The following is a 23,833-nucleotide window of genomic DNA, read 5'->3' as shown; positions in this document are numbered from 1 at the left end:
TACTCCTGGCACTGACCGTTACCCCTGGCGAGCGAGGCACCGGATGAGCAGAACGCAGCCCAGCACAAAGCCCGGAACACTTCAGGACAGCCTGGCCCGTCACGCGGCCGAACGGCCCGATCACCCCGCGCTGGTCTGCGGATCGGTCCAGGTCACCTACCAGGAACTGGACCGAAGGAGCGACCGGACCGCTCAGGCGCTGACCGCCTCCGGCGTCCGGCGCGGCAGCCGGGTCGCGCACTTCGCCGCCGACTCGGAGAGATTTCACGAGATCGTGCTCGCGTGCGCCAAGACCGGTGCGGTCCTCGTCCCGATCGACTGGCGGCTGACCACTGCCGAGGTCACCCACATCCTGCGTGATTCCGGTACCGAGCTGTTGTTCTTCGGACCGGCCCTGGCCCCGCTGGTACAGGAGGCCGTGCCGGCTCTGCCGAAGCTTCAGCACACCGTCCCGCTGGACGCGGCCGGTTTCGAGACATGGGCTGACGACCGGCCCGCCGACACCGGATTCACCGCACCCGCCGAAGCAGACGCCGACACCGACACCGACACCGAAGTCGTACAGATCTACACGAGCGGTACGACGGGGGCGCCCAAGGGCGTCGTGCTGGCCCAGCGCAGCTTCTTCGCCGTCGCGGGCATGCTCGCCGAACACGGTCTTGAGTGGATCGACTGGCGCGCGGACGACCGGAGTCTGGTGTGCGTTCCCGGCTTCCACATCGGCGGCCTGTGGTGGGCGATGCAGGGACTCAACGCCGGTGTCACAAACGTCCTGCTCCCCGCGTTCGACAGCCTGCGCGCTGTCGACCTCATCAGGGAAGCCGGTATCACCACCGCCTGCATGGTGCCCGCGATGATGCGCATGATCTTGGACGAGCCGAATGTCGGCAAACCGGACTTCGCCTCGCTGCGCAAGGTGGTCTACGGAGGGTCCCCGATCTCGGACACGCTGCTCCGCCGCGGCCTGGACGTCTTCGACTGCGAACTGGCCCAGATCTACGGGCTCACCGAGACCGGAAACACCGCGGTCTGTCTGCCTCCCTCGGAGCACCGGCCGGGCAGTCCCCGGCTCGCCGCGGCCGGACTTCCCTATCCCGGCGTACGGATGAGGATCGTGGACTCCCGGGGCGACGATGTGCCGACGGGAGAGATCGGCCAGGTGTGGCTGCACACACCGGCCCGGATGGCCGGATACTGGAATCTGCCCGATGCGACGGCGCGCACCCTCGTCGACGGCTGGATCGTCACCGGGGACGCGGGCTACCGGGACGAGGACGGCTACCTCTACATCCGCGACCGGATCACCGACACCATCATCGTCGGCGGGGAGAACGTATACCCGGCCGAGGTGGAGAACGCCCTGTGCCGCCACTCGGCCATCGCCGAGGCCGCGGTGGTGGGCGCCCCCAACCCCGCGTCGGGCGAGGAGGTGCGCGCGTACATCGTGCTGCGCCAGGGCCATGACGTACCGGCGGCACAGGAGCTGACACGGTTCCTGAGCGGCCAGCTAGCCCGATTCAAGATCCCCGCCAGGTACCAGGTCATCGACGTGGTCCCGCGCAACCCCAGCGGCAAGATCCTGCGCAGAAAGCTGCGCGAGCAACTGTGGGCGGACAACGACCGCAAGGTCAACTGACCTTGAGAGGAGGACATCCGATGATGGGCATGGGCATCCGAGGCGTTCGTACGGCGATCAAGCTCGCCACGTTCCGGACCATGATGGCGGGGGCCGCGCTGTCCGGGGATCCCGCCGCGAAACTGCTGGGGAGACGGCAGCCCGCGGATCCGTTCCCGCTGTACGAGCAGATCCGGGAGCACGGCGAGGTCTACCGCAGCAAACTCGGGATCTTCTGCACCGTCTCACACGCCCAGTGTCGAGCGGTCCTGAAGGACCCCCGGTTCGGTATGCCGGTTCCCCCGTCGCCCCCGGCCTGGGAGATGCGCCAAGGGGACGCGGACACGCTGATCCACCCCATCGAGCGGTCGCTGCTGGCGGTGAATCCCCCCGAGCACACCCGGCTGCGCAGGCTTGTCGCGCCGTGGTTCACCGCCAGTGCCCTCCGCACCCGCGCCGCCCGGGTCGAAAAGATCGTCCACAGCCATCTGGACCGCATCTCCGACGGCCAGGACTTCGATCTCGTCCGCGACTTCACCGCGCAGGTGCCCACCGCCGTCATCGGTGACATGCTCGGCATCGAGATCGAGAGCTACGAGCGGTTCGGCCGGTGGGGCATGGCACTGGCCACCACCATCGACGGCGTACGCACCATGGGCGAGCGCCGCATGGTGCGCGCGGTGCTGGCGGAGATGACGTCGTTCTTCACCCAGCTGATCGAGGAGAATCGCCGCGCGCCCCGTGACAACGCGATCAGCGGTCTGGTCGGCGCCGAGGTCGACGGCCGGCCGGTCACCGACGAGGAGCTGATCGGGCTGATCGGGCTGCTGCTGGCGGCTGGTCTCGAGACCACCGTCAACCTCATCTCCAACAGCGTGCGCTTTCTGCTGGACCACCCGGAACAGAAAAAACTCTTCCTCGACAACCCCGATACCGCGCCCGACGTGGTGGAAGAGGCTCTGCGCTACGACCCGCCGGCGATGTTCACCGTCCGGATGGCCCTCGAGGACGTCGAACTCGACGGCCGGCAGATTCCGCGCGGCGGCTGGCTCGTGCAACTGCTGGGGGGCGCCAACCGCGACCCGAAGGTGTTCACCGATCCTCATCGTTTCGATGTCACCCGGGGCAACATCCGGGAGCACATCGCGTTCTCCGCCGGTGCCCACCACTGCGTCGGCTCAGGGCTGGCGAGGCTGGAGGCGGAGATCGCGCTGCGCGAGCTGTTCGCACGCTTCCCGGACATGCGGATCGCCGGTGACGTCACGATGCGGACCGCCCGCAGCGCACGGGGTCCCCAGAGCATTCCGATCAGCGTCGCCTAGGCCGTCGGGCCTGATCCGTGCCATCGGGCCCGATCCGTACATCCGTACCAAAGGAGCCGGAAGAACCATGCGTGCCGAAGATGTGCGCCGCCACTACGCCACCCCGATCGGCGCCCCCGCCTACCCGCCGATGCTGCCCAAGTACATCGATCGCGAGTACCTCAACATCTTCTATCGGACGGATCCGGACGCCGTCAGAGCCGTGACACCGGAGCCGCTGGAGATCGAGGACCCCATCGTGCGGTTCGAGGTGATGAAGATGAACGAGGTGACCGGGTACGGCCCCTACACCGAGGCCGGACAGGCCATCTCGGTCAGCTACCAGGGTGAACCCGGTGAGTATCTGCGCGCGATGTACCTGGACAGCTTCCCTGCCGCCGCCGGCGGACGCGAGGTCGGCGCCTATCCCAAGGTCCTGGGCTCACCGTCGCTCTACCTGGACAACGCCGCACTCGTCGGCACCCTCGACTACGGCACGATCCGGGTGGCCACCGCGACCATGGGCTACAAACACCACGCCATGGACCCCGACGACGCCCGTGCGCAGATCAGCATCCCCACCTACATGCTCAAGTTCGCCCCGGACTACGACGCGTCGATGCGGGCCTGCGAGCTGGTGCGCACGGAAATCACCGACATCGAGGTCAAGCAGGCATGGACCGCGCCGGCCAGGCTGCAACTGTTCGAGCACGTCCTCGCTCCCCTGGCCGACCTGCCTGTGCTGGAGATCATCTCCGCGAGCCACATCGTCACGGACCTGACGCTCGGTCCGATGAAACCGGTACACGACTACCTCGAAGCCGGAGTGGATCCCGCTTCGTCCGGTCGATGACCAGAAGACGCTCTTACTCGTGCAGGCACCAGTCAACGAAAACCCCTACGCTGGGGTCCACCCGCCCCTCCTCATCCGCCACCGCCGCCGTACAGAAGAACCGGACCTCACCGAACTCCAAATCCATCGTCCTCAACAAATTCCGCAACCCCAGCCGCTCACACAGCCAATCCCGGGTTGTATCGCTGTCGTCCGGGCGGTCGGGCAGGAGCGCGGGCTGCCCGGTCAGCAGGTCCCTCTTGCTGACGGCGACGGCGAGCCGGGCTTTGTCGAGGCGGGTGCCCATCGTGCGTACGGTCTGCACCGAGCGTGAGAACACGTCCTCCGGGTCGACCGTCGAGGCCAGCGTGCGGTCCACCTTCGGGCCTGCCGGGTCGAGGCGGGTCCAGAACGCGTCGACGGCCATCGGGTCGAGGACGAACACGAAGATACGGGCCTCCCGGATATAGCGCAGCGCGTCGGTCTCCTCCCGGTTGACGAACCGCTCGCCGGCCGTGTCGAAGACATGCACCAGCCGCTCGGCGCGGCCGCTGCCTCGTACGAACGAATGGGCTCGGGGCAGTGTCTTCTGGGTGGGGCGGGTGTGGCCCTGGATCTCCAGGACCTCGTTCAGCACCCGCTGGTTGGCGGTCGACTCGGGGTCCGCGAGCCGGATCGCCGGCCCGCCGTTCTCCGCGGTGTTCTCCAGTGACTTCACCATCGCCGCCATCAGCTGTGTCTTGCCCGCGGCCCGGCCGCCGATCAGCGGAAGGATCAGCTCGGGCATGTGCCCGGCGTCCGGGTTCATCGACTTGCCGCAGTGTTCGTGCACGCAGTAGCCGCTCAGCCGGGCGTCCCTGCTCATCAGCATCAGCAGGGTCGGTATCCGCTCGTCGCAGGCGCACCGGCGCCGGAAGAGGCCGAAAGTACCGGGGCGGATGTCGGCGTGCCGGCGTCGGCAGGTCGCGCGGGGGCAGTCGTATGCCGGATAGGGGACGCGTTCGAAGCAGCTGGGGCACAGCATGCCCCGGGGCAGCCCGCGCAGGATCATCACCGCGCGGTCGGCGGCCCGCAGGGTGAGTGCGATCAGCCGGGCGCCGGCCGTGAGCAGGGCCACGCCGAGCGCGTGCAGGCCGAGGAGCAGGCCCAGCACGGGTACCGCGGCGGCGGCGCCGACGCCGAGGCCCAGATAGAGGGTCAGGCCGTAGGGGACCGAAGCGGATCGGTGCATGGAGGGTGCGGTGAACTGGTCAGCGGTCACCCGGCGGTAGGCGTCGGTGACCGTACGGACGTACAGCCGACGCCCTTGCATGAGCAGTTGCCGCAGGTCGCGGGTGGCGGGTCCGAAGAAGTAGTTGCGGTGGGCTCGTTCGTCGGCGGGGCGGTACGGCGGGATGGTCACGAACTCGGGGGTGCGCAGGCGCAGCACGCCGTTGAGCAACCGGCAGTAGCGCCACAGCAGCTCACTGACCAGAGCGGCGCCGCGCAGGGCCGCGATCACCGGGACGAAGAGCAGGTAGAGCAGGAGCAGGGCCAGGTAGAGGGCGGGGACGATGATGAACCTCAGGATGTCGCTCATCGCAGGCTCACCCCCCTTCCGGTCGGGGGCCGTCCGAGGGCCGCCGATGGGTGAGTTTGCGGCTCCACTTCTTCACGCGGCCCAGGCGGGCTTCGGCGTACTGCTGATAGTCGTCGGCGAGCCGCGCGCTGTAGGGGCGGAGCGCTCGGGCCAGGCGGTCCAGGTCCTCGGACCGCCAGTAGCGGGCGGTGTGCTGGCGCAGCGCACGGACGATCTCCACGTGTGCCAGCGGCAGTGCGACCCGTTCGTAGTTGATCGCGATCACCCCGGTGACCTGGCTGAACAGCACCTCGTCGACACGGTCCGAGGTCGCTGCGGCCTGGTACACGCTGCGCAGATAGCCGTCGGCGAGGGAGAAGCCGAACTCCCCGATCTCGGTGCGCAGCCGGGCCGGGTCGGCTGGCAGCCGGAGCATGGCGGGGAGCAGCCGGTAGTACTTCAGGGCGCGGGGGGCCGCCCAGGCGTCGATCTGCGGGATCCGGAACGCGCGGGCGAGCGCCGTGGCCTCGGTGGCCTCGCGCAGGGCCGTGTCCAGCTGGAGAGTGGTCCGTACGCACTCCCGGGTGACCGCCCGCAGCCAGGCGTCGCGTCCGGGCGCGGTGAGTGTGTCGCACAGCACCAGGCAGGCCCGTAGCCCTTCCTCGTCCCGGACCTCCTGTTTCACCGCGCGGTCGAACCACTCGCCGACCGCCTCGTCCACCGGCTGGTCCGACGACAGCCGGCGGGCGATCTCCGTCGCTTCCTCGTACGTCCAGGCCGGCGAGGGCTGCCGCCACAGCCCCCGCAGCAGCTCCGCATCCGGGGAGACCTGGTCGCGCACCTCCAGGATCCTGAACAGCAGGTCGACCGTGCGGGCGGGCTGACGCTCGGCCTGCGCCAGCCAGTAGTGCTCAAGGAGCCCGGGCCGCTCACCGAGGTCCCGCTCGCTCAGCAACGTGGCCGGGAACTGGGCGAACAGCTGCTCCTGACCGCCCCGCTCGTCCAGCACCTCCTGCACCGCGGTCGCCAGCTGGGCCCTGAACTCCGGGAGGGTGTGCACGAGGTGGGCGACCTCCTCCCGCAGGCCGGGGCCCGCGCCGGAGGCGCCTAGCAGGGCGCGGGCCAGGTCCAGGCTCTGAGCCGCGAGCAGCTTCGGCGGCGGGGCGAGCCGAGCGCCCACCGCCCACAGCAGCAGCCGTACCTGCTGGCGGCTGTTGGCGGCTTCGCCGAGCATCCGCTGCCACAGGGCGGTGGCCCGCTCCCGCTCGGCGGGGCGCGTGATCGGCACCGGGCCGGGCGCGTTCTCCACGCCGGTCACATAGGCGCGGATCCGGGACTGGTGGAGCTTGCCCTCCAGCTCATGGTGGAGCGCCGTGTCACCGCCCGCCTCGGCGGCCGCACTCAACACCGCGAGCCGGTCGTCGTCCAGGTCCCGGTGGGCGTGGTGGATGTCCGCCGCCACCGCCGCCCGGCGCGGCCCGAGATGACCGGCCCCGGGCAGCCAGTCGATCACCGCGCGGAGGTCGGCGTCGGTCAGCTCTGTGCCGCCCGCCGCCGCGGCCGCCGCCACCGGGGCGTGCCAGTCGCCCAGCGCCCGCTCCTGGCCGTGCGTGTACTCGGCCGTCCACGACCACACCGAGCGGATCGCCCCGACCCCGATCCGGGTGAGCAGCCGTACCAGATGGTGGGTGGGCACCACCTCGGGAAAGCGGCCTGCGGAGAAGTCGAAGACGGTGTACGACTCCTCGTCGTCGGGGCCGAAGTCGGGCTGCGCGCCGGGCACTGTGCCGATCAGGTGCAGTCGGCTGCGGGTGGGGCGGAAGAGGTAGGTGGCGAAGGAGAGGGTGCGGGCCAGCGGGGGTGGCAGAAGGTAGGAGACGGTCGCGAACCAGTGGGCGATCCGGTCTGTCGTATCGTCGATCACCACAACCGAGCCGTCCTCCGCGAGCGCCGCGAACACCGCCGCCAGCAGGGCCGGCAGCTGCTCGGCGTGCGGGTGCGCGCGGAGGAAGGCGCGCGCCGCGCGGGGGGACAGCGGGCCGCGTGGCAGGGGCGCGGGCAGCTCCGGAATCTCGGTCGCATCGGCGACGCGTACGGTCCACACCGGGGAGTCCCACAGCTCGATCGCGAGCAGACCACCACTGTCCGGCGTGAACTCGCCCTCGGTGTACAGGGCGTGGGCGAAATAGTTTCCGAAGCGGCGTGCCGAGTCCCGGCCGACGTACCGCACGCACAGCGTGGTGGCGCCGCCCTGCGGGTCCGGGATGTGGCAGAGGTTCACCGGGCAGCGGGCCAGCAGCTCGGGGGTGTCCGACTCGACCAGCGAGCGCGGTGGTTCGTACCCGGCAAGGCCCTCCACCCGGAGCCGGGTCTCGGCCGAGACCTGCTCGCTCACCGCGTTGAACTGGAAGCCTGCGGAATGGCTGAGCCCGTGCTCGCAGGAGGTGTAGTAGAGCTGCTGGAAGCTCATCGTCCGCGGCCCGCCTTCGGCACCGACCCGAACTCGCTCAGCAGCCACAGCAGCGGATCCGCGACCCGGTAGGGCTGGATTCCGGTGTCGGCGACCCGGGCTTCGGGCGTGGCGCTGCGGCCCAGCGCGGAGACGCCGAAGTAGCGGTAGCGCGCGAAGGTGTTCTCCAGGGACTGGTCGATGGGCACGCCGTCCCACTCCCTGAGCAGCTGACGCACCTCCTCGTGGACGCTGAGGCTGTCGCCGACGTCGAAACGGCCGAGCGCGGGTGCGTGCGACCGCAGCGGGCTGCCGTTCTCCATCAGATGCCAGAAAGCGTCCATCTTGGAGAAGACCACCGCGATCGGGGTGTCGACCTTCGCCGCCTTGCCGCCCTGCGCGGCCAGCAGCATGCTGCTCACCCGGCTCAGCACGTTGATCGGCGGGTCGATGCCGTCCTCGCCCGGCAGCGCCGTGCCGGGCGCCGCGCTGTCCCGGGCGCCCGGCATCTGCAGCGGGTCGAGCAGCAGGATGATGCCGTCCGCGTTGGTCAGATACCGGGTGTTCAGCTCCACGCTCTCCCGGCTGTTGAAGTCCTCGCCCGCCGTGTCGAAAAACGACAGCACGCTGTGCTGCGGCCGCTCCCCGAACAGCCCCTTGCGGCGCAGCCCGAACCTGAACACCAGCGGTTCCACCCGGTTGGCGTTGGTCGTCGCGGTCTGCGTGGGCGGAAACATCTGCCGGTCGCGGTAGAGCCGGTCCTCGTACTCCGAGCTGTAACGGCGCATGGTGGTGTCGTCCAGGCCCATCAGCGAAGCGCCGAAGGCCTCGCCGATCTTGTTGCGCATCTCGTGCAGCAGCACGGTCATGTAGATCGTCTTGCCGGACGATCGCGCGCCCACCATCGCGATCAGCCGGTTCTCCACCATCCCGAACTGCACCGGCAGTTCGACATGGCAGACCGGGCAGATGCGGTACGTCGTCTCGCCGTCGCAGTCCGGGCACACCGCCGTCGACTTGCGGCCGTCGGCGGCGAAGTCCGGGCCCACGTCGTGGCTGGGGCGCCTGCCGAAGCGTTCGTCGAGGACCGGGTCGCGGCGGCGCTGGCACTGCTTACGGGTGCGGCTGAGCCGGCTGTTGCAGCGGAAGCGGATCTCGCGCGGGGCGAAGGTCTCGTAGCAGTAGGGGCAGGTGAGTCGTCTGGCCATTCAGGTCACTCGCAGCCGGTGCAGCGCCGTGGGGCGGATGTCGATGTCGCGGTCTTGGTCGGAGTGGGGGTCGGAGCCGGAGTCGGGGCCGTCCACCGGGAAGCAGACGAGCCAGGAGGGGCCTTTGGTGCTGGGGAGGGGGAACTCCACGATGAGGGGGGCGCCGGCGGGGAGGCGCTGGGCGGGGACCTCGTGGAGGACGGTGCCCTCGGCCGTGCTGGTGGGGCGGTAGCGGCCGAGGCCGTGGACGATCCGGAGGGCGGGGAGGTCGCAGCCGGTCCGGGCGGTGAAGGTGACGGTCGCGACGCGGGCGCCGGTGAGGCGGCGGCGCAGGGAGGGCTCGTACTCGACGATGGGAGGTTCGGCCGGGATGCGCAGGGAGGCGGCGCCCTCGGTGTCGACGGCGGGGTCGGGGACCAGGGCCTCGACGGTGAGCGTGACCGCGCCTCGGCCGACGGGGAGGTCCAGGCCGCCGTCGTGTTCGTAGACCCGGCGCTGACAGCGGATGTCGCCGTCGCGAGGGCCGTCGCCGGCCGTGGTTACGTCCTCACGGCGCCAGCGGACGCGAGCGGTGAGGGCGGAGTCGGGCCAGGCCCAGAGGACGAGGAGGTGGTCGTCTCGGCGGATGGCCTGGAGTTGGGTCACCGGGACGGAGCGGAGGGTGGAGGCCGGTTCTGGTCGCGGCGTTTCGGGTTCTGGCCGCGGCGCTTCGGGGTCTGGTTCTGGTTCGGGTGCTGGTTCGGGTGCTGGTTCTGGTTCGGGTGTGGGGATGGGTGGAGTGGTTGCTGCGGGTGGTTCGCTGTGGGGCGGTGAGGGTCGTTCGCGCCCACGCGGCGGATCCGGCACAGCTCCACGCCCGTTGGGACCGGTTGCGGTGGGTGGTTCACTGTCGGACGGCGGGGGTTGCTCGCGCCCGCGCGGCGGATCCGGCACGGCCGCGCGCCCCTTCAGGGTGCGGTCTGGTGGGGCGTTCTGTGGTTCGGGATCCGCCACGGGAGTGGGCCAGGGTTGCGGTTCCGGGTCCTCCAAAGGCGGGGGAAAGTGGGTCCTCGCCGGTGCCGGGCCGGTGGCTATGCGGAGAAGGCCGAAGTCCTCCAGGAGCAGGAGGCCGTGTACGACGGCCAGTTCGGGGGTCCTGCAGCGCATCGTCAGGCCCTGGGCATCGGCGAGGTTTTCGATGTCCGTGCGGTGGGCGGGTGTTGTGTACAGATCGCCGGAGAGGAGTACGGCGTCCGGGGCCGCCTCGGTCAGTTCCTGGGCTATCGCCGTGAGGGCGTGGTCGTCGGCCAGTGGTTCGGTGCGCGTGGTGACGATGCGTACCGTCAGGTCCGGGGTGATGGCGAGGACCGTCAGGTCCACTGTGGTCGCGGCCTGGTCGACCACCAGCACCGTGCGGTGTACGCCCTCGTCGATCGCGCCGTAGTGCAGGGCCACCGCGACCGGCTCGGGGACGATTCTGTTGACGCGGAGGCCGGCTTCCTCGGCGGCGCGGCGGAGGTCGGCCTCGGCCTCGCGGCCGGCGGAGGCCGGCAGGCCGAGCACCGCCTCCTCACCCGTGGCCACCGCCTCCTCAGCCGTGACTTCGGCAAGGAGCATGGTCAGTGCGGTGGCGGGGTCGGCGACTCCGTCCGTTCCGGCCAGGTCCGTCGCCGTTACGGTCGGGCGGCCTTCCGGGGCGAGTCGGCCGATGCGGGCGATGCGGTGGCCGATGGCGATGCCGAGCATGTGTTCAGCCGTTCCCTTCCTCGGTCCTGACCCACGGTGTGCCGTCGTCGTCGATGCCGAGCCGGATCCGGCTGCCCGGGGTCGGGCGGTGGGCCAGGAAGTGGGTGACCACGGCCGCCCGCAGCCGCTCCAGTTCGTTGCGGATCTGGCGGCCGCCGTACGCCTGGTGCTCCGGGTCGCTCATCCGCTCGGTGATCCAGGGGTGCAGGGTGTCCGTATCGGGGACCAGCTCGGCCTGGTGGCGTTCGCGGACGGACTCGGTGAGCTGGCCCAGCAGCCGGTCGGCGATCTTCACGATGTGCGCGCGGCGCAGCATGTCGAAGACGACCACGCCCGGCTTGAGCCGACCGTAGATCTCCGGTCGCCCTATGGCCCGGAACTTTTCCTCCACGGCCCGGGTGAAGTGTGCCTCCAGAGCGGAGTACGGCACTTCTTCATCGCCTTCGGACAGGAGGTCCTGGACCGCCTCCGCGCCCGTGTTGGAAGTGAAGATGATCAGGCACTGGGAGAAGTACGCGGTCTGGCCGCGGCCGTCGGTGAGGCGGCCGTCCTCCAGGATCTGGAGGAACTTGTCCAGCACCCGGGGGTGCGCCTTCTCGATCTCGTCGAAGAGCAGGACGCTGAACGGCCGTTCCTGGACTCGGCGGGTCAGCTCGCCGCCCTGCTCGTGGCCGATGAACCCGGGCGGCGCGCCCGCGAGCCGTTCGGCCGCGTGTTCCTGCTGGTACTCGCTCATGTCGAAGCGGGCGTACGCGCTCTGGTCGCCGAACATCAACTCGGCTACCGCCTTGGCGAGTTCGGTTTTACCCACGCCGGTCGGCCCGACGAAGAAGAACGCGCCCCGGGGGCGGGCGGTGCCGGAGCCGCCGAAGTCGATGCCCACGAAGGCCGCCTGGAGCGCGGCGGCCACCGCGTCGACGGCCTTGGCCTGGCCGACCACTCGGGTGCCCAGTACGTCGGCCGCGCGGGCGACGGTCTCCCGGTCCAGCTGGGTCCACGGGTCGACGCTCACGTTGAGCCGGTGCAGTTCCAGGAGCTTGTCCGGTTTCTGCAGGGGCGCGTCGCGCAGCCACGAGGTCCGGGCGAGCGCTTCGATGTCCCAGCCGGACATGCCGTCGGTCGCGCCGACCAGGGCCTCGATGTCGTGGCGGGCGGCGTCCGGGGCCCCGTTGAAGTCGCCGCGCAGCCAAGTCAGCCACAGGCGGCGCTCGCTCGGGTCCGGTGGGCCGATGTGCAGGGTGGCGATCCGGGGGTCCTCCAGATGGAACCAGCCGGGCAGCCGGCCGACGTCGCCCACCGCGCACAGGACGGCGTTACGGGCGTGCGGGCGGCGGCCCGCCAGGCTCGGGCGGGGCGTCACGGCATCCGTCATCGCGGCGCGCAGCCGGAGGTAGCCGAGGTTCGATTCCGGCTGGCCGGGCGGGAGGTGGTGGTCGACGTCCTGGAAGACGAAGGCCGTGGCCGCGTCGGAGGAGGCGGCGATTCGGTGCACGGTGGCGAGGATGTCGTCGAAGGCGCGCGGGGGGCCGGCCCGGCGAGGGGAGAGCAGGCTCGACCGGTCCCGCTCGCGTTCGCTGCCGCGCCGGCTGCGCGGGTTGTCCTGCTGCCCTGCGTCTCCTTGCCGGTCGCCCGCCTGCCGGTCGCCTGCTTGTCGGTCACCTGCTTGTCGGTCGCCCGTGGGGGTGTCCCGGCCACCGCTCCTGGTGGCCGTGTGCGGCCGGTCCGCCTCCAGCTGGGCGAAGCGCTCCGCGTGGCCCGGCAGCGGGAAGGTGAGCCCGGCCACCGGGTCCCACCAGCCCACCACATCGGCGCCGCGCACTTCCAGCACCCCGGCGACCAGCTCCCGGAAGGTGGCGGGCCGGTCCTCGAACCACCAGCGGTCCCGGATCTGCCCGTTGAGGATCACCTGACGGCCGCGCCGCAGCTCCCAGCCGAGCGACACCGCCCACAGGGGCATCATGCCGTCGGCGGTGACAGGCCCCGTACCGTCCTCGTCCTTGGTGAAGTCGACCGTGCTCACGGGGCCGTCCACGTCCAGGAGGTGCCGCCGGGCAGCGGTTTGCCGCGCTGGTCCGGCGGCGGCTTGCCGTCCCAGGTCAGCTCGCCCGGTACGAAGCCGTCGTCGCCGCCCAGCGCCTCGTGCACCCGCTCCAGCAGCGCCTCGGTGGTGTCGCACACCGCCTCGTCCTGTGCGGCGTACAGCTTCACGTCCGGCTCGCCGTCCACGTGGTAGACGAGGACGGGTGTGCCGTCGTCCTCGGTGGCGACCGTGGTCTCGTACGTCGCCCCGGTCGGCCGCGTGAAGTGCAGCCGGAAGGAGCCGCCTTGGTCCTCACCGCCCTCGAAGGCGAACCCCTCGCCGGTCATGGCGTCCCGCAGCGCCTCCACCAGGTCCCGGCGCCGCTGGTAGGCCAGCTCCAGCTCGTCCAGCCGGTCCTCGGCGTTGGGGAGCCGGCCTTCCAGCTCGGCGACCGCCCGCAGGGCCTCGGTCGCCGAGCGCGCGGTCAGCGCCTCGGTGACGGCGCGCAGGGCGTCCCCGATCTCGTCGGCGAGGCCGGCGTCGCCGAGTTCGGCGGCGGTGTCCAGCACGCCCTCGGCCGCCGGGCGTACGACGTCGAACCGCTCGGCGGCTTCCGCGAGGGCCAGCTCCAGGGCCGCCTCCGCCGCCTCGGCGCGCTCACGCTCCGCGGCCTCCGCCGCCTCGGCGCGCTCACGCCGCGCCGTCTCGGCCGCCTCGCGCTCCTGTTCCGCGCGGGCCTGCCGCACGGTGGCCTCCCGCGCCTCCGAGACCGTCGCCGCATGCCGGGCAAGGGCGTGCTCGACCGTGCCGAGCAGCGCTTCGAAACGGACCTGCCGCCCCGGGCCGGCAGCCGCGCGCAGCTGGTCGAGCAGGTCGGTGCAGCGCCGATGGCCGTCCGCGTCGAGGGCGGCGCCGTCCGGGCCGGTGGCGGAGAGTCGGCGCTCCAGGCCGGCCAGGACGGCGGCGCTGTCATCCGTACGGTCCCCGGCCGCGGTCGGGCGCAGGTTCACGACCCGGCCGCGCAGTTCCTCCACCGCCTCCCCGAGCTGTTCCCCACGGGCAGCCCGCCCCCGCAGCTCTGCCAACTGCCGCTCCAGGGAACCGATCTCGGCCCGGGCTCCCGACCGCTGGGCCTCGGCGATCAGCTCCCGCACCTCGTCGAGACCGCGTTCGTCGGCCCGGGACTGCTCCGCCCGCGCCTGGGCCAGCCGGGCGTCGCGCTCGGCTGTCCGGCGAGCCGCCACCTCGGCTTCCTTACGGGCGACTTCGGCCCGGCGCCGCTCCGCCTCGGCGCGGGCGCGCTCCCGGCGGGCGGCCGCCTCCTGGGCCAGCCGGGCCCGCTCGGCGGCCCGCCTGCGTTCCCTGGCCCGGCGCTGCTCGGCCCGGCGGCGGCGCTCCGCCGCCTCCCGCTGGGCGTAGACCGCGCCGACGCGCACGCTGCTGTACTTGGGTGATCCGCTCATCGTTCCCTCCGTGCCTCGGTGTGCAGCACGAACCCCCGCGCCGCGAGCTGCTTCTCAAGCCCTTCCCGGAAGCCGGGAGTCGGCGGAACCCCGGCCCAGGAGAGCGATCCGTCGGCGTCCACCGACAGTTCGATCCCGGCGGTCGTGTCCGGCTCGGCCAGGACCCGTGTGTAGCGGTCGGTGAGCGGGATCAGCCGCTGGTTCTCCGAGCCGCGCCAGCGCAGGCTGCCGTGGAGCGGCGCCCGGTACGGCCCGTCGACCAGCAGGTCCAGCCGTTCCAGCAGGGCGATCCGGTCCGGGTCGCCGCGCCGCAGTGCCTCGTGGCGGAAGCCGGAGTACGCCATGGCGCCGAAGTCCGGGCGCCGCTCCCGTACCGCGTCGAGCAGTTCGGCCAGCGCCCCGGCCTGGCTGAACGGCTCACCGCCGGAGAACGTGACGCCCTCGATGCCGTCCAGCCGGCACAGCCAGTCGGCGAGTTCGGCGACCGAGCGGCTGGTGCCGCCCTCGAAGGGCAGGGTCTCCGCGGCCACACAGCCCTGGCAGCGCAGCGGGCAGCCCTGTACCCAGATGACCGCACGGGTGCCGGGGCCGAGGACCGTGCAGCGGTCCAGCGTCCGGGCGACGGAGAGGTGGGTCGTCATGCTTCCTCCTGCGGACGGCCGGGATAGCTGTCGGCGCCCCGCTCGGCCTGGTCGCACCACGGGCACCACGGCCGTTCCACGGTGTGGAGGTGGCGGGCGTTCACCGCGCACGCCCTCAGCCGGCCGGGGGCCAGCTCGGCCGCGAGCGCCTGGGCCCACTCGGCCGCCGTCGGGCGTCGGCGCGCGGGTCCGAACGCCGTCCGGAACAGCTCCGCGAGCCGTCTCGGCAGCAGATCGGCAGGGGGCACGGAGCGGGGCAGCAGTACCGACGTACGGTCGACGATCCGGCAGCGGCCGTGCGCCACGTTGTCGTCGTACGACAGATAGTCGCCGCCGTCCGCCGGGTGCCCGGCGAAGGGGTGCAGGCCGGCCATGAGGAGCTGGTGGACCAGGACGGCCAGGGCGAATTCGTCGGACGCGGTGTCCGGTGGCGTACCGGCCGGGGCGCCGATCCGCTCGGGGGCGGTGTAGCCGGGGGTGCGCATGCGGCCCGCGAAGACCTCGCGGCCGTCCGTGAACTGCCAGGAGTCGACGTCCGCCATACCGACCCGGCCGCTCTCGTCGACCCAGAGGTTGTCGGGCTTGAGGTCGCCCACCACATAGCCCTCGGCGTGCAGCTCGCCCAGCAGCCGGGCGAGGGCGAGGGCGGCGTGGAGGGCGGTCGCCCAGGTCGCCCGGGGCAGGCAGGCAGTGCGCGTGGAGACGGTGAGGAGGTGGCTGAACGGCTGGTAGGCGTGGCGCATATCGGTCATCACATAACCGTCGACGCGGTCCGAGCCGGTGCCGCCGCCCGTGCGTACCGGGACCAGTGGCCAGGCCAGCCGGACGGGTGTGCCGGAGAGCAGGCCGACGGTGCGGGGTTCGCGGCGCTGGCGCACCAGGCGGGCCACGCGGCGCCGGTAGGCCTCGGGGTCGGGCGGGTCCGGGACGAGTTTCGCGACGAGGGGGCGGCCGTCGTCGACGCCGTACACGAACCCTTCCGCGCCGCTGCCGATCTGCTCGGTGAGCCGCCATGTGTGTCCACTGCCGGACACCACTGTCAGTCCCACGGCCGCCCCCCTTCGACGAGAGCGCACAGGACGGTCAGATCGTCACCGGTCCGGCCGGCCTCCGGCCCGGAGAGCCGATGTCGAAGGGGCTCGGCGTCTCCGTGGTTCTGGCGGAGCGTGGCGGCGAGGCCGAGGAAGAAGCGCTCGGCCGGTAAGGGGCCCGCTTCTGGGCCGAGTTGGCGGACGGAGGGGTGGTCGAGAGTGAGGGCGGCGCAGCCGTCGGTGGCCAGGACCACTCCGCCGAGTTCCGGCTCCCACGCGACGAAGGTGCGGATGCGGAGGGCCGCACCGGGCGAGGAGAGGAAGACGGGTGGACCGGTGGGCGGGGGGAGGACCAGGTGACAGCGGTCGTCGCGGGTCAGAAGGGTGCCGAAGCCGTCGCCGATCGAGACGAAGGCCACCCAGGGCGGTGCCACGACCGCCGCGGTGAGGGTGGCCGCCAGGGCGCCGGGCTCTGCTGCGCCGGAGTCTGCTGAACCCGGCTCCGCGCCCAACACCCCCGGCTCCGTACCCAACACCCCCGACACCGCACGCAGATACTCCTCGACCACCCTCTGCCCGCGCCCCGCGATCCACCGGGTCCACGCCTCCGGCGACTCCTCCGCGTCCGGGACGTCCTCCGTCAGCAGGCGGCAGGCCGCGTCGACCGCTATATGGGCGCCCAGGGCGCTGCGGTCGCGGCTGCTCGCGCCGTCGGACACCGCCAGGACGGCCGTATCGCCCAGGTCGATCGCCTTGAACGCGTCCTGGCAGCCCTGCCCGGCGGCGAGATGAGCGGTGCCCTGGACGGAGGCGCCCGCGACGATCACCGGAGGTCCCTCTCCAGCCTGTCCATGCGCGCGAGCCGGGCGGCGCGCTCGTCGAACTCCTGGTGGATGAGATCCGCGGCCTGGTCCGGGCTGCTGTCGTCCGTGCTCTGGAAGAGCAGGTCGAGGATCCGGCCGAAGTCCAGGTTCTCCAACGGGGACGTGGCCTTCGGCGCCAGTACCCGGAGCATCGGCAGGTCGGCGCCGCGTACTCCGATCACCTGGAAGATCCACTCCCCTTGCTCCTCGCCCTCGCGCACCCGCCCCGCCGTACCCGCCAGGGCCGTCGCGTCCAGGGGGCGGCCCTGGTCATCGCTCGGTGCGCCGTCCGTCAGGACCCACAGGAAGGGGCGCCGGACCGGCACCCGTTGCCGTTGCAGGGTGCGGTAGCGGGCGCGGGCCAGTTCGAGGGCCGTTTCCACGGCTTCCGTCAGCCGGGTCAGGCCCTCGGCGCGCAGCGTGGGCGGGTGCATGCCGTCCACCGGGACGAAGAGCCGGTCGGCGTCGGCTTCCTCGACCGGGACCAGACGGCCCGGGCCGGGGTCGTGGACACGCACCGCCGAGTCGAAGGTGATGAGGCAGACCTCCACCCGGGTGCGCAGCCGCTCCTGCCCGCGGACCCCGTCGAACCAGCGGGTCAGCGCGCCGTTCAGCTCGTCGATCCGCGGGTGCTCCTCGGGGCGGCCCATGGACGCTGAGGTGTCGAGGAGCAGGACGACGGGCTGCCGTTCCTCGAACCCGGCCCCGAACTCCATGCTGTGGACGCTCATCCGACCGCCGCCTCGGTGCCGCCGGCAGTACCGTCGGCGGTCCCGTCCGCATGGGCCACCAGCCGCTGCCGTTCGGGATCGTGGCGCACGCTGACCGCCGTACCCGGCGGCAGGCCGGGCGGCTCGGGCACCATGCGCAGCAGGACACCGTCGACGAGTACATACGTATCCGGGGCGGGCCAGGTCACCGTGCGACCTGCGCAGCCGTGCGCCCACTCAACCATCCCCCTGGTCATACGGCCACGGTATGTGACGTCGGCACCCACATGCGTGATCCTTACGTGAATTGACACCGCGTCGAGATCAACGGCTTCGCTGGCTTCGGTGGCGCGGGCCGCCCCGGTGGGAGGCTCCCCCGTGGCACCCCACCTGGGCGACCCGCCCTTCCAGTCAAAGGGATCGGCCGGGCGCCGACTGGTCGCGCCCCGGGCGGGTCCTGGCCGGGATGCGCTCCACCACGCGGGCCGCCTCCGGGGTGCGTACCACGAAGTGCACCTCCCAGCGCGCTCCGCGCGCCAGCTCCGCCTCGACGGCGCTCCACACGGCCGCCGCGCTCACCCGGTACGGAAGCCCGCCGCGCCCCGAGCCGAGCAGCGGGAAGCACACCGAGCGCAGCGGCGGGGTGTGCCGGTCGCGCTCCTCTGCCAGCAGCGCGATCGCGCGCGAGGTGGCGCGGGTGACGTCGGCGGGCAGCACGTCGTAGTCGTTGGTGCCGGCCCGGGGCACGGCCACCGCCGCGTGGTAGATCCGCCGTACGCCGTACTCGGCCATGGCTCCCGAACCGGTCGCCGCCACCGTGCCCGGAACCACCGGACGCCCCGAAGTGCCGTGCCGCGCGGCCCATGTGCGCAGCTCGTCGTGGACCGGGTCGTCCAGCAGGTCGCCGGTCACCCCCCGCACGGAGGCGGCCCGGCGCAACGAGGCGGAGACCGAGGACTTGTACGGCTCGGGCAGCGCGAAGTAGGTGTTGACCGGGGAGACCACCACGTCCACGTCCCGCAGCAGGTCGACGGGGTGGATATGGAGGGTGAGGCGTACGGTCCGATCGCCCGCCAGGACGTCCACGAACCGATGGGTGTCACCCTCCCAGTCGCCCTCGCCCGGCTCGTCACCGCCGTCCTTCAGCAGTTCCACCAGTTCCACGATGTGCTCGGCCACCTGCCCGAGCACCATCACCTCGTGGTGCTTGCGGAAGCGCTCCTCGCTCACCCGGTACACCTCGGCGGCGCGGGCCCGGCGAGAGGACGCCGGCCAGTCCCGGGTGCCCTGGGCCAGGCCCAGCGTGTACTCGGCGGCGGTCCGCAGCGTGCCCGCGTCAAGCCGTTCCACCGCGCGGCGGAGCAGCGCCTCCATGGCGACCTCGCGGGTGCGCGCGGTCGCCAAAGAGACCGCGGCCGACTCCAGGGCGGGCAGCTCCCGGCCGCGCAGCCTGAGCAGCCCCGCCCGCCGGACCTCCTGTAGTTCGCCGAGAATTGACGCATGGTCGAGAGACGGTGGTGCCATGCCGTCAACGATGGCACCACGTGTCACACGGGGACAAGCGAGCGGAGGTCAGGCGGCCAGGCAGGGCGACGGGCTCAGCGGTGCAGCGGCTCCCTGATCGCCGAACGGAGGGGTTCCAGCAGCTGGTTGGCCTCCTTGATGCCGTCCGGTGAGCCGAGGTCGGGGATGCTGCGGTACGGGAGTGGATCGAGCGGCCCGCCCGCGCAGTCCGTGAAACGGTCCCCGAAGAGCACGAGGGCCCGCTGTGACGGGTTGCGCTTCGAACCCCAGATCATCCCCATGGCTTCGGGCGCCTGGGCCCGGATCTCCCGCGCCCAGAGGCGGGTGCGCCCGTAGTGCTCCTCTCCCTCGTTCTCCAGCAGACGGTTGTCCTGGCAGACGGCGGCGAGGGCCGCTCCGGAACACAGCGAGACCAGTTTCAGCTCGCACCGGGTCCGCACCACGTTCAGCGACCTGCCCCGGACCTGGGCCCAGAGGATGAGCCGCATACCGGTCTCCGGGTCGTAGTCGACCGAGCGCAGCAAGGTCTCGGCGAGCGCGGTTTCCGCGTCCGTCGCCGCGTACAGACAGGGGTACGGGTCCTCCGGCGTGCCGTGGAAGCGGCCGGGCGAGCGGTCCTTCGGGTCGAACGGCTTGAACTCCTCCGCCGCGAACCGGGATTTGTGCAGCCGCCACAGCTGGGTACCGGCGGGCAGCACCTCCCAGTGCGGCCGGAAGCGGTAGGCGGAGGGCGACACGGTCTCCTCGTGCATCAGTCCCCCTCCGCCAACGCGACGGCCGCGCCCACCAGGTCACGGTCCGGCCGGACGCCGAGCAGGGCGACGGGCGGCCCGCCGCCCAGCCATGCGTTGCCGCTCAGCCACCAGTCGGCGGCTCCCCACGGGTCCGCGTCGGCGAGCAGCACCCGGTTGACCTCCAGGACAACCTCGTACGGCGCGCCGCCCCCGGGCTCGAACTGGAACTCCGGGTAGCGGTCGCCGAGGTCGGGGTCGGCCAGCCGGATCAGCTCCGGCGGCGGCGCCGAACCGCGATACCGGCCGCGGACCTCGGCGGCCGAGAGGGCGGGCGTGCGAAGCAGCCTGTGCTCGACGGCGGCGATGATGGCCGCGGTGTCGGGGGGCGCGGGGGGCGCAGGGGGCGATGCCAGGCCGGCCGTGAGCCGGGCCAGCAGTTCCTGCGTCCGCAGGACGACCGGGAGGCTGACGGGTGCCGTGGCGACGAGCCGGACGGAGTCCAGTGCCTCGCGGACCGGATGGTCGAACGGCAGCGGCAGCAGGCAGAGGCGTACGGCCTGGAAGGCCCGGCGCACGGCCCTGGAGTCGTCCGGCGGGGTGTCGGCGAGCGCGCGCAGCCGGGTGAGCAGGAGTTGGTACTGCTCTTCGGTCAGCTGGGCGCGGATGCTGTCGAGGTGTTCGCCGATGAGGCCGAGCACCCTCGTCCCGCTGTCCTCACCCGGGGTCATACGGTCTCCTTTCCCTGGCCGGGGTGGCCTTGATGGATGAACGCGGCCCAGAGGGCGGGCCGCTGGAGGTCGGGGCGGCCGATGTCGTGCCGTAACGTCTCGCTCAGACAGCCCGGGTCCTTCCGGTCCGGGTCGAGCGTCCACAGCTGCGCGGCCCGCAGCGCGTCGACGGGGCTGAGGCCGGCCCGCAGACCATGGTGGAACACCGCCATCAGCAGGATCGTCGCGCTGTCCTGGGCGGTCCACCGCGACCCCACGACATCACGTGCGCCGCCCGAGACGAACGCCGTGGTGAGGGTCAGGGCCTCGTCGTGGTCGCGGGTGCTCAGATCGGTCTGGCAGGCGCTCAGGACGATCAGCGGGCCGTCCGGCGCCGCCTGTTCGGCGGGCTGCGGCCGGTCGAGGAGCCGGGTCACGGTGAGCCGGCCGATCTCCTCGCCGGGGTCGGTGGGGGCGAGGTGCAGGGCCGACTCCGTCGGCCGTACCCCCGCCAGCCCGTGTGTGGCCAGATGGACCATCGAGTGGTCCTGGGCGAGCAGACTCAGCAGCTGGTCGGGGGTGCCGGTCGGCACCGAGTCGGGCGGGAGGGTGCCGAAGTCGCCGTACAGCCGCGCCCCCGGATAGAAAGCGTTGCGCAGCTCCAGGACCTCCTGCTCGGCATACGTCAGCGTGATGCTCGGGTCGGCCACCAGGGCCGGGGCCGCGATCGGATCGCGTGGCGCGCGATTCACCGTACGCAGGAACTGGCTGCCGGACGCCGCGTAGCTGATCACCAGGGCCTGGCAGAGATAGTCGTACGGGGCGTCGGCGGGGAAGCGGGCCGCGTGCCAGGGGACGATCCCGAGCCGGCCGCAGGGGACCAGGACGACCCGGGGCGTACGGCGGTCGGCCGCGTCGGTCGCGTCGTCAGGGAGATGTTCCTCCAGCCCGGCGAGGACATGGACGAAGACCTCGTACGCCCAGTCGCACAGCTCGGACAGGGCCTCCTCCCAGGCCCGTTCCGTCTCAGCGTCGTGTTCCATGGAGCGGGCGGCGGCCGCGTCCAGATACCGCTCAAGAGGGGCGCTGCCCGCTTCCGACAGCATGGGCAGCGCGCCCACGCCGATGCCGATCTCGGGGCCTATGGCCAGCAACATGCCCGGGGCCTCGCCGTCGCCCTCGCTGCCAGGGACCAGATAGATCAGCGCGTCCGCACCGGCCGCGCCCACGCCGTCCGACAGCTCGCGCGGGGTGGGGGTATCGAGCAGTCCTCCCCGCTCCCGGTAACCCAGGGCTTCCAGGGCCTGCCGGCGCAGGGTGCTGGGGAGCTCGGCGGGCAGCTCGGTGCTGTCGGCGGCGCCGGACCCCCGCCAGGCGGCGGCGAGTTCGGAATGCCCCCTCTCCTCCAGCAGGTCCGGTACGGCCCGGGAGGTGGCCGCCGACTGCAACACCAGCGCCCTGCCCAGCTCCAGGGCGGCGACCGCGTCGGCCACCCTTCCGTGCGCGGCGGCCCACAGGGCGGCCCGTACGCCGAGCGAGGCGCCGTTGCGGGCGGTCGTCAGGCGGTGTTCGGCGCCGCGCTGGAGGAGGACGTCCGCGGCGAGGGCGGTCAGGGCCTCGTTGGCCGCGTCGGTGGCGGCGTCCGCGTCGGAATCGCTCTGCTCTCGATGCCAGCGGGCGCGGTAGGACTCGGCGAGCGACCACAGGGACTCGGCCGCGACGCGCGGGGCCCGGCCTTGCCGGACGTGCTCGCGGAGCCGTTCCAGCGTGGTGATGGTGGCCTCGAGGTCCGCCGGGTCCTTGGTGAGGCCGTAGCGCATGCCGAGGCGGTTCGCGGCGGTGTGCAGCTGGTCGGCGGGGGCGTCCGGTGGTGGTACGTCCCGGTCCGGGATGATCGTCGTCGTGTCGTCGGTGAGGTACGAACGCAGGGTCGCGAGGTCGGGAACCAGGGCCTCCAGCTCCTCGTACCCGATCGGGAGGCTGCTGTTCCGCGCGGCGGTCCTGCCCTCTTCGAAGTCCGCGAGGCCGCGCAGGAGCAGATCCCTGTCCATGGTGAGCCGACCGAGCATGAGGCGGGCCATGGCGCGGGCGATGAGGACTATGAAGCGGAGGTCGTGGTCCTCGGGGACGGTGTCGGCCAGGGCCTCGGCCTGGGGCAGAAGGTCGCGGAGCCCCTTCACGTCCTCGGCCTGCGCGGCGGTACGGACGTCGGTGATCAGGCCCATCACGTCCGCCATGATCGCGAGGCCGTCGGCCATGGGGATCGAGGTTTCCGACTTGCGCCGCAGGTAGTCGGTGACCGTCCGGATGTGCGCGAGACCGAGCGCCTGGTCCTGAAGAGTGCCGCCGGCGCCGTCGCTCACGTTGAGCAACAGGGCCATCAGCCCGCCGAGAGCGTCCTTGTCCGCCATACCGTCCGGCAGCCCGTCCAGCGCGTCGCGCAACCGCCCGAGCTGCTGATTGAGGGCAGCGGGGTCGCCGCCGCCGACGTGGTTCACGAAGTCCACGGACGTGGTGTTGACGGCCTGCCACGCGGCGATGAGCCGGCGGATATCGTCGGGGGTACGGGGCATGGCCGGGGCGTCGGCGGGGGCCTCGGCAGAGGGGTCCGGGGAGTCGGCGTCGGCCTTGTGGGAGGGGTCCCGGGTGGCGCGCGTGTCACCCGTGTTGTCCGAGCCGGTGCCAGGGGCCGTGCCGCTCTTCGGGCCCATGCCACCGGTCATCGTCGTCTGCCAGTTCGTCATCATCTGCCGCAGCTGATCGGCGCCCGGAAAACCGTTGTCGGGGATGAGACTCGTGAACAGGTCGGCGATCCCGTCCGCCGAGGGACGGGCATAGAGATCGCGCACCTGCCGCAGCTGCCCCAAGGTCTCCGGCGGCAGCGGGAGCTCGGCCGCGTCGGTCACCAGCTCCTGCAGCTCAGCCGCGAAGGCGGCCATCCCGTTCGGCCCCTGCCGCGTGATCATGTCGAACATGGCGGTGGCGTCCGGCTCCGGCGAGAGCCCGCCCAGCATCTCCTGCAGCGGCATCGCGTGCGTCAGCAGGAACAGCGCGGCCCACCGCCGGTCCTCGGTGGATGCCGCGGCCCCGATACTCGTCGCCGGGTCCCGTACGCTCCGCAGCAGACCGTGCGCCCGCTCCCGGTCCTCGGGCGCCCCGCCCCCGACGCCGTGGCGCAGGGTGAGGGCACCGCCGAGCCATAGGGTCACCGAGCTGCGCAGCCCCGGGTCGTGGTCCAACAGGCGGGTGAGCGCGTCGAGTTCGTTGACCGAGTCGTCATGGGCGCGCGATGCCTTGGCGACCGTGCCCGGCGTCGGCAGCAACGCCTTCGCCCGCTCTATGGCCTCGCCGGCCCAGGCCCGCAACGCCTGAACGCCACCGCTCTCCCCCTCGTCCCCCACCGGCACTCCTCACCTCTCGAGGACATCAACAGACCATCCGGGTACCCATGA

Annotated in this window: 18 protein-coding genes; 3 read left to right on the top strand and 15 right to left on the bottom strand. The window is 72.0% G+C overall.

Annotation, left to right across the window (positions count from 1 at the left end; all coding sequences use genetic code 11):
- The first annotated feature begins 43 nt into the window (after positions 1 to 43).
- The 3 genes from ACH4U7_RS11375 (at position 44) to ACH4U7_RS11365 (ending at position 3,769) form a co-directional block, all read left to right on the top strand.
- Positions 44 to 1,636 carry a long-chain-fatty-acid--CoA ligase gene (locus ACH4U7_RS11375; RefSeq protein ID WP_398527723.1) on the top strand — a complete coding sequence of 531 codons (1,593 nt, stop codon included), beginning with the start codon at positions 44 to 46 and terminating at the stop codon, positions 1,634 to 1,636.
- Positions 1,637 to 1,665: 29 nt separating this feature from the next.
- Positions 1,666 to 2,937, top strand: coding sequence for a cytochrome P450 (locus tag ACH4U7_RS11370; protein WP_398527722.1), 1,272 nt, complete (start codon positions 1,666 to 1,668; stop codon positions 2,935 to 2,937).
- A gap of 67 nt (positions 2,938 to 3,004) precedes the next feature.
- Positions 3,005 to 3,769 (top strand): acetoacetate decarboxylase, encoded by a 765-nt coding sequence (locus tag ACH4U7_RS11365; RefSeq protein ID WP_398527721.1) that lies wholly within the window; start codon positions 3,005 to 3,007, stop codon positions 3,767 to 3,769.
- Between the two features lie 13 nt (positions 3,770 to 3,782).
- On the opposite strand, the gene ACH4U7_RS11360 is transcribed toward ACH4U7_RS11365, so the two are convergent.
- From ACH4U7_RS11360 to ACH4U7_RS11290, 15 genes are all read right to left on the bottom strand, one after another.
- Positions 3,783 to 5,327, bottom strand: coding sequence for a hypothetical protein (locus tag ACH4U7_RS11360; protein ID WP_398527720.1), 1,545 nt, complete (start codon positions 5,325 to 5,327; stop codon positions 3,783 to 3,785).
- 7 nt (positions 5,328 to 5,334) lie between these two features.
- Complete coding sequence (locus tag ACH4U7_RS11355; RefSeq protein ID WP_398527719.1) at positions 5,335 to 7,776, bottom strand: GTPase-associated protein 1-related protein; 2,442 nt, start codon at positions 7,774 to 7,776, stop codon at positions 5,335 to 5,337.
- The gene (locus ACH4U7_RS11350) at positions 7,773 to 8,963 is read right to left on the bottom strand and encodes a hypothetical protein (RefSeq protein WP_398527718.1); all 1,191 of its coding nucleotides are present in this window, start codon (positions 8,961 to 8,963) and stop codon (positions 7,773 to 7,775) included. The genes ACH4U7_RS11355 and ACH4U7_RS11350 overlap by 4 nt, the downstream gene beginning before the upstream one ends.
- Positions 8,964 to 10,688: an Hsp70 family protein gene (locus ACH4U7_RS11345; protein WP_398527717.1), complete on the bottom strand. Its 1,725-nt coding sequence runs from the start codon at positions 10,686 to 10,688 to the stop codon at positions 8,964 to 8,966.
- A 4-nt stretch (positions 10,689 to 10,692) separates the two neighbouring features.
- Complete coding sequence (locus ACH4U7_RS11340; protein WP_398527716.1) at positions 10,693 to 12,708, bottom strand: AAA family ATPase; 2,016 nt, start codon at positions 12,706 to 12,708, stop codon at positions 10,693 to 10,695.
- Positions 12,705 to 14,171: a hypothetical protein gene (locus ACH4U7_RS11335; RefSeq protein WP_398527715.1), complete on the bottom strand. Its 1,467-nt coding sequence runs from the start codon at positions 14,169 to 14,171 to the stop codon at positions 12,705 to 12,707. Before ACH4U7_RS11335 ends, ACH4U7_RS11340 begins: the two co-directional genes overlap by 4 nt.
- The gene (locus tag ACH4U7_RS11330; protein WP_398527714.1) at positions 14,168 to 14,812 is read right to left on the bottom strand and encodes a 4Fe-4S single cluster domain-containing protein; all 645 of its coding nucleotides are present in this window, start codon (positions 14,810 to 14,812) and stop codon (positions 14,168 to 14,170) included. The genes ACH4U7_RS11335 and ACH4U7_RS11330 overlap by 4 nt, the downstream gene beginning before the upstream one ends.
- Positions 14,809 to 15,861, bottom strand: coding sequence for a hypothetical protein (locus ACH4U7_RS11325; RefSeq protein WP_398527713.1), 1,053 nt, complete (start codon positions 15,859 to 15,861; stop codon positions 14,809 to 14,811). The genes ACH4U7_RS11330 and ACH4U7_RS11325 overlap by 4 nt, the downstream gene beginning before the upstream one ends.
- Positions 15,852 to 16,670, bottom strand: coding sequence for a protein phosphatase 2C domain-containing protein (locus ACH4U7_RS11320; RefSeq protein WP_398527712.1), 819 nt, complete (start codon positions 16,668 to 16,670; stop codon positions 15,852 to 15,854). The genes ACH4U7_RS11325 and ACH4U7_RS11320 overlap by 10 nt, the downstream gene beginning before the upstream one ends.
- Complete coding sequence (locus ACH4U7_RS11315; RefSeq protein ID WP_398527711.1) at positions 16,667 to 17,437, bottom strand: hypothetical protein; 771 nt, start codon at positions 17,435 to 17,437, stop codon at positions 16,667 to 16,669. Before ACH4U7_RS11315 ends, ACH4U7_RS11320 begins: the two co-directional genes overlap by 4 nt.
- Positions 17,434 to 17,673: a hypothetical protein gene (locus ACH4U7_RS11310; RefSeq protein ID WP_398527710.1), complete on the bottom strand. Its 240-nt coding sequence runs from the start codon at positions 17,671 to 17,673 to the stop codon at positions 17,434 to 17,436. The genes ACH4U7_RS11315 and ACH4U7_RS11310 overlap by 4 nt, the downstream gene beginning before the upstream one ends.
- A gap of 154 nt (positions 17,674 to 17,827) precedes the next feature.
- Entirely contained in the window at positions 17,828 to 18,940 is a 1,113-nt protein-coding gene (locus ACH4U7_RS11305) for a macro domain-containing protein (RefSeq protein WP_398527709.1), read from the bottom strand.
- Positions 18,941 to 19,014: 74 nt separating this feature from the next.
- Positions 19,015 to 19,692, bottom strand: coding sequence for an RES family NAD+ phosphorylase (locus tag ACH4U7_RS11300; protein ID WP_398527708.1), 678 nt, complete (start codon positions 19,690 to 19,692; stop codon positions 19,015 to 19,017).
- Positions 19,692 to 20,402 carry a hypothetical protein gene (locus ACH4U7_RS11295; protein ID WP_398527707.1) on the bottom strand — a complete coding sequence of 237 codons (711 nt, stop codon included), beginning with the start codon at positions 20,400 to 20,402 and terminating at the stop codon, positions 19,692 to 19,694. Before ACH4U7_RS11295 ends, ACH4U7_RS11300 begins: the two co-directional genes overlap by 1 nt.
- Positions 20,399 to 23,782 carry a CHAT domain-containing protein gene (locus ACH4U7_RS11290; RefSeq protein WP_398527706.1) on the bottom strand — a complete coding sequence of 1,128 codons (3,384 nt, stop codon included), beginning with the start codon at positions 23,780 to 23,782 and terminating at the stop codon, positions 20,399 to 20,401. The genes ACH4U7_RS11295 and ACH4U7_RS11290 overlap by 4 nt, the downstream gene beginning before the upstream one ends.
- Positions 23,783 to 23,833: the final 51 nt, after the last annotated feature.

The sequence above is a fragment of the Streptomyces sp. NPDC020845 genome, assembly GCF_044334165.1.
In the GTDB taxonomy this organism is placed as follows: domain Bacteria; phylum Actinomycetota; class Actinomycetes; order Streptomycetales; family Streptomycetaceae; genus Streptomyces.
The sequence above is the reverse complement of the archived record's forward strand: the minus strand, read 5'-3'. Positions and strand labels throughout refer to the sequence as shown.